This is a genomic window from Robbsia andropogonis, assembly GCF_000970345.1.
GTDB classification, from domain to species: domain Bacteria; phylum Pseudomonadota; class Gammaproteobacteria; order Burkholderiales; family Burkholderiaceae; genus Robbsia; species Robbsia andropogonis.
Window position 1 is genome coordinate 90,979 of the sequence record NZ_LAQU01000008.1, and the last position, 12,360, is coordinate 103,338.

Annotated in this window: 10 protein-coding genes; 8 read left to right on the plus strand and 2 right to left on the minus strand. The window is 59.8% G+C overall.

Going from position 1 to position 12,360, the window contains the following annotated elements:
• Positions 1-255: 255 nt before the first annotated feature.
• From WM40_RS10100 to WM40_RS10115, 4 genes are all read left to right on the plus strand, one after another.
• The gene (locus tag WM40_RS10100; protein WP_024903907.1) at positions 256-2,571 is read left to right on the plus strand and encodes a TonB-dependent receptor; all 2,316 of its coding nucleotides are present in this window, start codon (positions 256-258) and stop codon (positions 2,569-2,571) included.
• Positions 2,572-2,628: 57 nt separating this feature from the next.
• The gene (locus WM40_RS10105; protein WP_024903906.1) at positions 2,629-3,468 is read left to right on the plus strand and encodes an ABC transporter ATP-binding protein; all 840 of its coding nucleotides are present in this window, start codon (positions 2,629-2,631) and stop codon (positions 3,466-3,468) included.
• Between the two features lie 110 nt (positions 3,469-3,578).
• A complete protein-coding gene (locus WM40_RS10110) occupies positions 3,579-4,550 on the plus strand; it encodes an ABC transporter substrate-binding protein (RefSeq protein ID WP_052738271.1) in 972 nt (323 codons plus the stop codon).
• A 39-nt stretch (positions 4,551-4,589) separates the two neighbouring features.
• The gene (locus WM40_RS10115; RefSeq protein WP_046152841.1) at positions 4,590-5,648 is read left to right on the plus strand and encodes a FecCD family ABC transporter permease; all 1,059 of its coding nucleotides are present in this window, start codon (positions 4,590-4,592) and stop codon (positions 5,646-5,648) included.
• On the opposite strand, the gene WM40_RS10120 is transcribed toward WM40_RS10115, so the two are convergent.
• Positions 5,596-6,723, minus strand: a complete 1,128-nt coding sequence (locus WM40_RS10120; protein ID WP_046152842.1) for an MBL fold metallo-hydrolase — start codon at positions 6,721-6,723, stop codon at positions 5,596-5,598. The two genes, WM40_RS10115 and WM40_RS10120, sit on opposite strands and share 53 nt — an antisense overlap.
• A gap of 176 nt (positions 6,724-6,899) precedes the next feature.
• Here WM40_RS10120 and WM40_RS10125 point away from each other — a divergent pair, with 176 nt between their 5' ends.
• The 3 genes from WM40_RS10125 to WM40_RS10135 all read left to right on the plus strand — a co-directional run bounded on the left by WM40_RS10125 (position 6,900) and on the right by WM40_RS10135 (position 9,682).
• The gene (locus WM40_RS10125) at positions 6,900-7,529 is read left to right on the plus strand and encodes a TetR/AcrR family transcriptional regulator (RefSeq protein WP_036010403.1); all 630 of its coding nucleotides are present in this window, start codon (positions 6,900-6,902) and stop codon (positions 7,527-7,529) included.
• A gap of 867 nt (positions 7,530-8,396) precedes the next feature.
• A complete protein-coding gene (locus WM40_RS30055) occupies positions 8,397-9,062 on the plus strand; it encodes a hypothetical protein (RefSeq protein WP_046152843.1) in 666 nt (221 codons plus the stop codon).
• 41 nt (positions 9,063-9,103) lie between these two features.
• On the plus strand, positions 9,104-9,682 hold the full coding sequence (locus WM40_RS10135; RefSeq protein WP_157685768.1) for a hypothetical protein: 579 nt from the start codon (positions 9,104-9,106) through the stop codon (positions 9,680-9,682).
• A gap of 34 nt (positions 9,683-9,716) precedes the next feature.
• Here WM40_RS10135 and WM40_RS10140 read toward each other — a convergent pair whose 3' ends face one another.
• Complete coding sequence (locus WM40_RS10140; protein WP_046152794.1) at positions 9,717-10,643, minus strand: DMT family transporter; 927 nt, start codon at positions 10,641-10,643, stop codon at positions 9,717-9,719.
• 124 nt (positions 10,644-10,767) lie between these two features.
• Between WM40_RS10140 and pdxR the strand changes: the two genes are divergently transcribed.
• Positions 10,768-12,222 (plus strand): MocR-like pyridoxine biosynthesis transcription factor PdxR, encoded by a 1,455-nt coding sequence (pdxR, locus tag WM40_RS28720; RefSeq protein ID WP_162199059.1) that lies wholly within the window; start codon positions 10,768-10,770, stop codon positions 12,220-12,222.
• Positions 12,223-12,360 lie beyond the last annotated feature (138 nt).

The following is a 12,360-nucleotide window of genomic DNA, read 5'->3' on the forward strand; positions in this document are numbered from 1 at the left end:
CTTACGGGACATAAAACGGTAAGGCGAGCAGCGCAATTTATGTACCTGAGGACGAATTGATCCTTGCACGACGCCATTTGCACAGTACAATGCGCGCTATGCGAAGTCCGGAAGCGGGTGAAAATCCAGCACGGTCGCGCCACTGTGACCGGCCATAAAGCGATGAACCCCTCCTCGCGCGCCGGAAGTCAGACCTGGCTCCGCACATGTATCCATCCAACCCAACGGGGCGCGTAACCCCATGGAGTCATTTGCGTGAAATCCTTTGTCCGACTGCGGACAGGCGCATCCGCGGCTGATGCATCTCTTTCGCTTTCCCCTCGCCGTGTTCACGGCTATAAGATCATCGACACGAAGCGGCGTGCGCGCACGCCAAGGCCGAGGTTGCCGGCGATGGCGGTCTTGGCCACATTGCAATCGATCGGTGCAATGCATGTGGCATACGCCGCCGACTCGGTCGACCCGAATACCCCGCTCCCTTCGGCGCATGAAGCAGCACGCCAATCGTCCCTGCCGGCGGTTATCGTTGCTGCCCCGCGTGCGGATTCCGGCAAGGAACGCCTGGCCCTGCCGGTGCACACCGGCAGTCGGCTTGGCACTTCGAGCCTGGATACGCCGGCCAGCGTCGAGACGCTGGCCGGCGACGCGATACGTGCACGCGGCGATACAACCGTCGTCGATGCGGTCACCCGCGCAGCCGGTTATGCGAACAATGCGGCGCCCGGCAACGGCGGCACGGCGGTGTCGGTGCGCGGCTTCACTGGCCAGGAGTCCATCACGACGCTATTCGACGGCACCAAAATGTTCGTGGGCGCTGGAACCGTGACGTTTCCGTTCGATACCTGGTCCGTGGATCGAATCGAAGTACTCCGCGGGCCGGCCTCGGTATTGAATGGTGAAGGCGGAATGGGCGGCGTCATCAACGTCATCCCGAAAGCACCGCAGGCCGAACGCAGCACAACGGTCCTCCTGGGCGTTGGCGCCTACGGTGAGAAACGCATGGCACTGGATACAACGGGCGCCGTGGACGCCAGCCGTCCGGGTGGTCCAATGCTGACTTACCGGTTCTACCTGAATGACGATCGCAACAACGGCTGGCTGCCACGCGGACAATCGCACAGCACGGCCGTAGGCGGTGCATTGCAACTGGACGCCACGCCTACACTGCGGTTCACGCTGGACTACGACTACGCACGGCAGATGCCCACGACGTATTTTGGTATTCCTGTCCAAAACAGCGCTTACTCGTCCGCGCTGACCCGGCAAAACTACAACGTGAGCGACGCGCGAATAGCGTACTATGACCGTTGGATGCGATTGAAGACGACCTGGCAAGCGCTTCCCGGCCTGACGATCCGCAACCAGTTCTACTTTATGCTTACCGATCGTCATTGGCACGACGCGGAAAGCTATGCCCTGCAAGGCGACGGCAGCGTTGCCCGCAGCGACTACATCGAGATACTGCATCATCAGCGCCAAGTAGGCGATCGGCTGGATGCGACCCTCGATGGTCGCATTGCCGGACATCGGAATCGCTTTGTCATCGGCACCGAGTTCAATTCCGTGAACTTCGTCGACACAAGCAATACGCCCTATGATGGCAGCTCGGTGGTCCCGCAACTCGGCTTCGACCCAGGTGTCTTCGCCAGCAGCGACGCAACGGTCCCGGTGTTCCGCACACGAACAAACCAGGCCGCGGTCTTTACCGAGAACCGCCTGGAAGTGACCGACCGCCTTGCCTGGGTCAGCGGCCTGCGCTACGACCATATCGATTATCGTCGCGACACATTTGCCACGTCGAGCACCGCTGCAACGTCCTTCAGCCGCACGTTTGCGAACACCAGTTGGCGCACCGGCCTGGTCTTTGCCATGACACCGGACCTATCGGTCTACGGTCAATACACCACTGGCTCCGACGGGGTGGGGTCGCTCATCACACTGTCGCAGGCAAACAGCGCCTACTCGCTGTCCACCGGTCACCAGTGGGAAGCCGGCATAAAGCAGATCCTTGCCGGTGGCAGCGCCGACTGGACACTGGCGTTCTATCAGATCGTCAAAAAGAACCTGCTCACTACAGATCCGGATAATCCGACGCAGACGATCCAGGTAGGCCAGCAATCCTCTCGCGGCATCGAATGGACCGGTGCATTGACGTTGCCGCACGGCATCGTCGTCGACGCGAATTTTTCGGTGTTGCGCGCCCGATATGACAACTTTTCCGAATCGGTCAACGGTGTGACCGTGTCGCGCGACGGAAACGTGCCATATAACGTGCCACAGCAAACCGGCAATGTCTGGCTGCGCTGGGCGTTTGCGCCAGGGTGGAACGTGGGCGCGGGGGTGCGGTATGTTGGCAGCCGCTACGGGGACACGGCCAACACGGTGCGAATTCCGTCCTACATACTGTTTGATGCGAGCGCATCCTGGCGGGTCTCCCACCAACTCACCCTGGCGCTCTATCTGCGCAACCTGACCAATCGTACCTACGTTGTCACCTCGTCAAATAGCGGGACGCAATGGCTGCTGGGTACACCCCGATCAGGCGGCGTCACCGCTACCATGACGTTCTGACGCTATCATCGACGGGCCGTGCGTTCGCATCGGCGCACGGCACGACAAGGACAACGCATGCAAGAAACCGCGCGGTTGACAATCACAGGATTGCATTGGCGCCCGGGGTCACGCACCCATCAGGCAAGACGTGTGTTGACCCGGCATCATGGAGATCAATCCCGCGACGCATCGGGCGACCTGTTGCATGACGTGTCATTGACCGTTGCGCCGGGGGCGTTTGTCGGGCTGATCGGCCCCAATGGCGGCGGCAAGAGCAGCTTGTTGCGCTGCGCCTTTCGCCATGCGCGTCCCGACAGTGGGCAGGTGTTGCTGGACGACACCGATATCTGGCAGGCGAGCGCCCGCTGGAGCGCGCAGCACATTGCCGTCGTGCTGCAGGATCCGCCCGACGAATTCGGTTTGTCCGTGGAAGAAGTAGTGACGATGGGACGCACGCCGCATAAGCGCCTGCTGGACGGCGTGACGCAGGAGGATCTGGCGCTCGTGGAGCAGGCGCTGGACGATGTCGATCTAGGCGACTATCGGCACCGCCTTTTCGCCACGCTGTCGGGCGGCGAGCGACAACGCACGTTGTTGGCGCGCGCGTTCGTCCAGCAGCCGCGCGTGCTGATGCTCGACGAGCCCACGAATCACCTCGATCCGCGCCACCAGATCGCGTTGCTGCGGCGTGTCAAGGCGCGTGGCGTGTCCACGCTTGCCGCGCTGCATGACCTCAATCTGGCAGCCGCCTTTTGCGATCGGCTGTATTTGCTCGTTGAAGGTCGCATTGTCGCGCACGGCACGACGCGTGACGTATTGACAACCGAACGACTCAAGCAGTACTACGGTGTCGACGCATTGATAGACGACCATCCGGTACATGGGCATCCCCGTATCACCTTGATCACGGAGTAACGGTGACAACGCTTATTCTTGAATTCAGACAACGATCCCTGGCGACCTGGATTACGACGCTTGCGCTGAGCATCGCCGCGGCAGCGCAAGCCGCGCCACCCGGTAGCAAGGTGTCCGTCGTATCGCAGACACGAGAGGCCCCGCCGGCATTGTCCCATCCCAACCATTATCCGGTGACAATTCAGAGTTGCAATCGGACCGTGACCTTTACCCATGCTCCGCGACGCGCCATCAGTAACGACATCAACCTGACCGAAATGATGTTGGCGTTAGGCCTGCGGGATCGAATGGTCGGCTATACCGGCATTTCAGGATGGAAAACCGCATCGCCCTCCCTGACCGCCGCGCTCGGTCCGCTTCGCGAATTGGCGCGCCGCTATCCACCACTGGAAACGTTGGTTGGCGCAAACGCCGACCTGTATGTAGCGGGCTGGGGATACGGCATGCGGGTAGGCGGTCCGGTCACGCCATCGTCCCTGGCGCCGCTCAACATCGCCACCTATGAATTAACGGAGTCGTGCGGGCACGTCATGGCTCGTCAGGCGGCAACGCTCGATGACACCTATAATGACCTGCGCAACCTCGGCCGCATATTCGATGTCGATGCACGGGCCGAGGCGCTTATCGCATCGATGCAGGCGCAGGTCTCCGCGGTGCGGCATGCGCTTTCCGGCACACCGGAAAAAGTGCGCGTGTTCGTTTATGACAGTGGTCAGGACAAGCCGTTTACGGCAGGCGCATTGGCGATGCCGACCGCCTTGATCGAAGCCGCGGGCGGCCGCAACGTGATGGATGACGTACAGCAAAGCTGGACGCAAGCAGGGTGGGAAAGTGTCGTCGACCGCGACCCCCAAGCGATCATCATCGTCGACTATGGCCCCACGACCGCTGAACAAAAAATCCACTTCCTGCGCGATAACCCGGCGCTTGCAGGCATCGACGCCATCCGTGCCGGCCGCTTTATTGTCTTGCCCTACGACGCCGCCACGCCAGGCATCCATAATGCCGAGGCGGTGGGAATCATCGCGCACGCATTGCATCCGCACGCCTTTGCACGCGACGCCCAACCAGGATCACGTTAGATGAAACGTGCCTCCAAGCGCGACTGGCATCGCATGTCCATGGGACCGGTGGGCAAATCCGTTTCGCACCCCGCGCATCCCCGAGGCGCATCACGCACCTGGATTGTCACATTGTCGTTGGCGACTGCCGGACTGCTGATATCGATTGTCGCGGCGACGGCCCTTGGACCGGTCACGCTATCACCGAGCAATACCTTACAAGTGGTGCTCGCGCATCTCGGCTTGCATCGCATGGAAGCGACGATATCACCCGCGACCGATGGCATCGTCTGGTTGATCCGCTTGCCGCGCGTGTTATTGGGGGTGATCGTCGGCGCGACGTTGGCCGTAACCGGCGCAACACTGCAAGCGGCCACGCGTAACGTGATGGCAGACCCTCATCTGCTTGGCGTCAGCACCGGCGCGGCATGTGGCGCGGTGGTCGCGGTCGTCATTGCCGGCAACATGGCCGGACAGTGGACGCTATCGCTATTTGCGTTTATCGGCGCGTTGATCGCCAGTACCCTCGTGCTTCTGCTGGCGGGCTGGCGCGGCTGCCTGACGCCTGCGCGCTTGCTGCTGTCCGGTATTGCGATTGCTTTTACGGCTGGTGCCTTGGCCAACCTGCTGCTTTACATAGGGGACCAACGAGCCGCCACGTCGGTGCTGTTTTGGATGCTGGGTGGCCTTGGTCTGGCGCGTTGGTCATTGCTCGGCATTCCAGCGACGTGCGCGGTGGCCGGCATCGCATGGCTTTGGACGCGCAGTCGCGCGCTCGACGCGATGATGAGCGGCGACCTGTCGGCAACCGCACTCGGCATTGACGCGGCACGGATGCGTAGAGAAATCTTCGTCGTCTGTGCGATGCTGACCGCGATCACGGTCTCGGTCAGCGGTGCGATTGGCTTTGTCGGTCTGGTTATCCCGCACCTGTGCCGCCGTTTCGGCGGCGCGGCCCATCAACGCCTTTTGCCGCTCTGTGCCGTGTTCGGTGCAATCTTCCTGGTATGGGCCGATGTCGGCGCGCGTGTGTTGATTGCACCCGATGATCTGCCCATCGGCGTGATTACCGCGCTGGCTGGCGGGGCAGCGTTGACAGTGTTGGTTCGCCGGTTCTAGGGGCCGCGGCCTCCTCCCACCAAAGTGAGCCCCTGCCGGGAACGTCCAGATCGAGCCGCTCACCGATACGCGGCGTCGATACCATCACGCCGCACGCAGCGGCCAGTTCGGTGACCCGCTCGAACGGATCCTGCCAGCGATGCATCGCGAGATCGAAGGTGCCATTATGAATCGGCACCATGCAACGCCCCTGCAGGTCGATGTGTGCCTGCACCGTTTCCTCCGGCTGCATATGCACATAAGGCCAGCGCTTGTCATAGGCACCGGTCTCCATCATCGTGACGTCGAACGGTCCCAGCCGCGCGCCGATTTCCTTGAAACCATCGAAATAGCCCGTGTCGCCGCTGAAGAAAAAGCGCTTTGCCCCATCGACAATGACCCATGATGCCCAGAGCGTGCTGTTGCCGTCGAGCAGGCTGCGCCCGGAGAAATGCTGCGCCGGCGTGGCGGTGAACGCGATGCCATCCACGGCCGTGCCCTGCCACCAGTCGAACTGCCGCACCTTTGCGGCATCAATCCCCCACGCGATAAGCCGGTCACCCACGCCCAGTGGTGTCAAGAAAACGTCGGTCCTGCTCGCCAGCGCGCAGACCGTTTCGCGATCGAGATGGTCGTAATGGTCATGCGACAACAACACGGCTCGCAATGACGGCAGCGCGTCGAGCGTGATGGGTGGCGCATGGAAGCGCTTTGGTCCCAAGTGCTTGAACGGTGACGCCCGCTCCGCGAACACTGGGTCCGTCAAATAGAAAGCACCGCGCAGCTTGAACAACAGCGTGGAATGACCGAGGCGATAGAGACTGAAATCCGGTGCGGCGTCCAGCGCGGCGCGTGACAACGGCACGACAGGGATCGCGTCGGGCCCCTCTGCCGGACGCGTATCACGCGGCTTGTTGAACAGGATGTCCCAGATGATGCCGAGGGTCTTTCCGAACGGTTCGGACGGACGCGGCTTCACATTACGAAAGCGCTGCCCGTCGTGCTGTCTTGAACGACCGAACCATCGCCGACCTTGCCGAGATGCATGCGCACCGAGAACGTCTAAAAATCGCGACGCCAGCGACGCCGTCGGCATATCCCGCACCGGAGTATTGCCATCACGCGACCGCGTGTCCACGCCCGCTTCCGAAACATCGTTCATGCCCTTGGTTTTCCTGTTGGAAATCGAAAAATGTATACTAGTCGGTGTAGTTTAATTTTAGTTTAGTCCGAATGCATCGAAAGGTAAACTACCCGGTGTAGAATTCCCGGATGGAAATTGTGCCCCCCTCTCCTGCAACACCAACGCGCCTGACCGATCGCAAACGGGCGGCGATCATCGCCGCCGCGATCGACGCGTTCCGCGAAACGGGTTTCGACGCCACGAGCATGGATCGAATCGCCGCGCGGGCGGGCGTGTCCAAGCGAACGGTATACAACCACTTCGACAGCAAAGAGGCGTTGTTCGCGACAATCCTGATGCAATTATGGGAAGCGAGTTGCGGCAATGCCACTGTCGTCTACCATGACGACCGGCCGTTGGCACAACAGCTCAGCGCGCTGCTGCACAATAAAATGCGCTTATTGAACGATGAAGCATTATTGTCTTTGGCCCGTGTCGCCATTGCCGCAGGCATCCATTCGCCTGAGCGTGCGCGCGACATGATCGCGCGCTTGGGAGAGCGCGAAGAAGACTTGACGATCTGGATTCGTGCAGCGGTCGCGGCGGGCAAGCTTCAGATCGATGATATCGCGTTCGCCTCGGAGCAGTTGCAGTGGCTAGTCAAAGGTTTTGCTTTCTGGCCACAGGTCACCATGGGACAAGCGCCGCTAACGGATGCCGAACAACAACGCGTGGCAGCGGCCAATGCGGCGCTGTTCCTGGCCCGGTACGCGCGATAAACGGCCCCCCAGCCTTAGCATGATCGTGTGACGTAACCATCGAATCCGGCCATTCGTGTGGAGACAAACGCATACGGTGCGTGAACGCGTGAACAACGCCGACCCGCTTGGTCGCGGGCATATCGAAACGATCAGCCTTATTTCATGGACATAATGATGTCATTAGGGAAATCGCTTTCATTACCATTGAGCTGGCGACCGATCATTCTTCGCATTCTTTAAATCATCGTAATCCTAATATATTGCATACGTCCTTCACCGATCAAAAAACACGACTGCGATCTGACCAATCGCACGGTTTTCAATGATCTACGACGCGTTTGGCACCATGCCAAACAGGTTCAGGACGGTAACCCATTCAAAAGCTACCTTGCAAAGCGGGGGCGCACGGGCAATAACGTCATCGCGCCGAAGCGCGGTGCAGTAGATCGCGGGGGCACGGTCGGCTACACCACCTCAAGCAGATCGACGACCTATTATTGGGATTGCACGATCGGACCACTCATGTCGGAGCGCAGGCGGGCTGTCCGACACACCCCGCCAGGCGCGATCTCGATCGCGGCCAACTGTAACGACGTGAGGTGCTGTCGGCGGGCAAATGATCATGGCCTGGCCGTGGACGGAATGACTGCCTGCTTGACTTGCTGACACATCGTTGGCCTGCAAAAATCCGTAATATCAGGCATGCTGGAAGTAAGCAATGTGCGTTGCCGGCCGGAACCCGGCACGATGTGCATGATAAAGCCACTATTACGATGGAGACGCTGCGCCGTGAAAATTGCTGACCGCCCTGCTGGCGCGTCGCGCCGGTTCCGCTTGGCCACGTGGCTGCGGTTTGCGCACGGATCGAACGGCGCGTGGCCATTGATCAGTCAGGCCGTTCTGAGGGATCCGGCACCGCCTCCATGGCGCGGACCGGCGTGGCTCGCCATTCTGGTCGCGTTGCCATTAGCATTGAGCGGGTGTGGCTCTTTGTTCGACGAGGGTGCCGCGGCGGGCGCGGGCGTGGTGGGTGCAACGGTGGCGAGCAAACTGACCGCCAGCGCTGCCGTGACGTCCGGCATCAGCCTCGGCGCCCTTGCAGCGGCGCAATCTGGCGCCAAGTACGTCGAAAAACGCGCGCACCAGCAACAGCAGGATACGATCGCGCAGCGTGCCGGTCCGCTTGCGCCGGGACAAGTCGCCGACTGGCAATTCGATCCCCGGGTCAAACTTGAACCGGAACAACATGGACGCGTGACCGTGAGCCGCGTGATTGCCGCGCAAGGCCTGGATTGTAAGGAAATTGTTTTCTCGGTCGATACGGTGATGCATCAGGTCAAAACACAGCCGATCACGGCCTCCAGTCAGGGGAGCAGGAGTAGCGATGGTTGGCTTGCGGACCAAGCTACCCACCAGGCACCACGAGACCATGTCCAGACAGATAGCGAACCCATCAGCGCGTTTTACGTGGCGACAATCTGCCGGGACGGCGCGAATTGGAAATGGGCCAGCGCGGAACCCGCCACCGAACGCTGGGGAGCATTGCAGTGAGGTCGCGCGGTGTGTCCTTCCCGCTGCACACAGCGATAACGTTGACTGTGATAGTGTCGATGCTGGCCGGCTGTAGCGGCATCGGGGGCTATGCCGGTGCGGTAGGCGGCGTTGCCGCCGCTGGCGCCAGCGCGAACCCTGCCGTTGGCATCGGCGTAGGTATCGCGTTACGCGCAGGCGTCGACGCGCTCTTCGATGCCATCTTCCGGCACATGAAAACGGGCGAACAGGATCGGCTTGCCGCTCAGGCAGGCAGTTTGCCGGTGGGACAGCGTGCACCATGGATCGCAAAGCAAATCTGGCCCCTGCCGGACAAACAAGGCGACATGCAGGTGGTCTCCGATATCGATAACCCGTTAAGTCCTTGTCGCGTCGTGTTGTTCTCGGCGCTGACGAAAAAGCAGCGGACGGCACGGCAGGCAAACAATGTCCCCCTCCCTTCCACTAACGACACGGGCGCACCGGGCGCGGTTCCCCCGGTTCCCGCGCCGGCGGATGGCACAACTTCCACGACGCTGTCCGTACAGTGGTTCCAAACCACCGTCTGCAAGCGCTCTGACGGAAAATGGAAATGGGCACAAGCCGAGCCGGCAACCGAGCGCTGGGGTAATTTGCAGTGAAGCTGGTGCACCACGGCCACGTGCATGGAAGGTATTACCTCGACGTTTCTGACGACACGCGCTTTACATTTATGCCGACCCTGGCCGTGCCAATGGCAATACCGGTGATCACGAGAAACAGCGCAATGATCAGCGTTACATCCAAAGGCTCGGCCAACCAGATCGTGGAGCACGTTATGCCCACGACCGGTGTCGCGAGCAAGCCAAGCGCGGTGGTTGTTGCAGGCAAGCGTCGATTGACCAACGCCATCGCCCAGAATGCCATGGCCGTTGCGGCGACGCCGGCAAACAGCAAGGCGCATATCAACGTGTATGTCCAATCAATGTTTTGACGTCCGACCATCGTCGCGCCAAGCACCGACATCACCATCGTCGCCAACAACGCTTCCCAGAAAACCAGTTGAAGCGGCGTTGAAGTCCAGCGACATGTGCGAACGTAGACAATGCTGCATGCCCAGCACAATGCTGCTGACAGAATCAAGCCACATCCTAAAAGCGCGCGTGTATCGCCCCAATTGAATGCCATCGGATTAAATAATACCCCGACCCCCGTAAGGCCAATGCATAACCCGCAAATAAGGAGACGACTCATCGGTTCTTTTAAAAACAACCACGCCGCCGGTGCCACCCAGAACGGCGTGGTGTAGGCGAGAACGATGGAGCGCCCAACTGGAACATAGGTTACGCCATAAGCAACCAGCGTGGAAAACCCGACCATGTGGAGCAGCGATATCGCCATGATAACGGGAACATCGTCTCTTTTCGGCAGCGTCAATTGTCGACGCAGCATGAGCAATAGCAGTAGTGCGACCGATGCGATAGCGGAACGCATAGCGGTCGCCCATATTGGGTGAATGCTGTCGACGATTAATTTGGTCAGCGTCCAATTCACGCCCCAGGTGACAACGACGAGGCATAGCAACAATATCGCACCACGTGCCTTGATCGCATTTTCCTTCATTGCTCCGCCTTTTAATAAAATAAAAGTAGAACTAATCGAATGGTAAACTCGACCCATGCTGTCGCACAGAGCAGGTTGATGGAATATATCCATGCCAGTCAGCGTCAGAAAGGAACGTTCAAGGATGCTTGACCTCACGTTGAATAAAGAACTTCCTGTTCCACTGTTCCGGCAATTATGTGATCAGTTGCGGGACCATATCATGGCAGGCAGGTTGGCGACAGGATTCCAACTGCCCTCCAGCAGGGAAATGGCGTTGTTTTGCAATATTGGGCGCAACACGGTTGCCGCAGCTATCGACCAGCTTGTGATGGAAGGCTTTCTCAGCGCAAGCCGCGGCAGGCGCCCACGCGTCTCCGCACTGCCAAGCGTGGAAAAATCCGTTGTTTCAGCAGAAAAAAAATGGGTTGCGCGACACCACCCTGCCCAATCGCAGTGGGCCATGCGCATTTCAAAAATGGACTGTCCGCCTCCCACGCTGCCACGCACATTTCCATTTACCCCAAAATTTGGAGACCCAAGAGAATTTCCACATGACATATGGGCGCGTTGCTTACGCAGCGGCGCCCGTAGGAACGCCATCACCCCGGCGACGCGCTCACCCATCAACTGCCACCGTCTTCAGTGGGCCTTGCTTCGGTATCTAGGACGATCAAAAGGCATACGCGCCACGACATCCAGGATATTCATACTGCCATCCGCGCAATCCGCTCTCGAATTGATCGCACGGACCATCTTGAATCCAGGTGACGTTGCATGGATCGAAAGTCCGGGTTACCGCGGAGTACGCGCGGCAATACGGTCAGTGGGCGCACATCCAGTAGGTGTCGAAGTTGATCGGGCCGGTATGAGCGGCGACGTTCGACACGGCCGCCCCCGGGTCATATTCGTGACGCGCTCTCATCAGTATCCAACGGGTGCTCTTATGTCAGTCACGCGTCGTCAAGCTTTATTGCATATGGCGGCTGAGCACAATGCCCTTGTCGTCGAGAATGATTACGATAGCGATTTCCACTACGAGGGGCATCGTCTCACGGCCCTGCAGAGCTTGGACACGTTCGGCACAGGTGTGGTCCACGTTGGAACGTTTGCGCAGACGACATTCGCTGATATCCGTGTTGGCTATGTCATCGTTCCTGACTGGCTTGTCGACATCTTTCACAAGGCACAGCACAGCACCGGGCAGTTCGTACCTGCCGCCGCACAGGAAGCACTGGCAACCTTCGTGGAAGACGGACATTTTTTATCACACGTTCGCCGGATGACACGCGTCTACCAATGTCGACGCGATTACCTGGTGGAGACGCTCCGTGGCGTGCTGCCACATTCGATTCAGATTTCCCCACCGGCCGGTGGCATGCAACTGCTGCTTAGATTGGCCACCGACGCCGATGACGTCGTGCTTGCCGCCGCGCTGGCAAGCGAAAACGTGATAGCACGGTCTTTGTCGAAAAACTGCCTTCCCATTGGCGCTGAAACAGGGCTGGTTCTCGGCTTCGCGGCGTGGCGGCCAGATGAAATGTGGGAAGGCATCCAGGTGCTTGCGCGATTACTGCAACCCCGAGGAACCAAACGCTAGCGCGCGCCATGGATCGCCCGCCCCAAACGTTCAACTTCATCCCGCGAGCGTCACCAAGTAGCGGCCCGATATTGCTGTTAGTTGCGATTTATATCTTTGTTCTTCCTCGCGCCTGGCTATCGCTTCGCGCAAGCCCGC

Bases quoted from the DNA above. Each gene is read 5' to 3' on its own strand.
- WM40_RS10105 (WP_024903906.1), top strand. From the start codon at position 2,629: ATGCAAGAAACCGCGCGGTTGACAATCACAGGATTGCATTGGCGCCCG.
- WM40_RS10115 (WP_046152841.1), top strand. From the start codon at position 4,590: ATGGGACCGGTGGGCAAATCCGTTTCGCACCCCGCGCATCCCCGAGGC.
- WM40_RS10120 (WP_046152842.1), bottom strand. From the start codon at position 6,723: ATGCCGACGGCGTCGCTGGCGTCGCGATTTTTAGACGTTCTCGGTGCG.
- WM40_RS10125 (WP_036010403.1), top strand. From the start codon at position 6,900: ATGGAAATTGTGCCCCCCTCTCCTGCAACACCAACGCGCCTGACCGAT.
- WM40_RS10140 (WP_046152794.1), bottom strand. From the start codon at position 10,643: ATGAAGGAAAATGCGATCAAGGCACGTGGTGCGATATTGTTGCTATGC.
- pdxR (WP_162199059.1), top strand. From the start codon at position 10,768: ATGCTTGACCTCACGTTGAATAAAGAACTTCCTGTTCCACTGTTCCGG.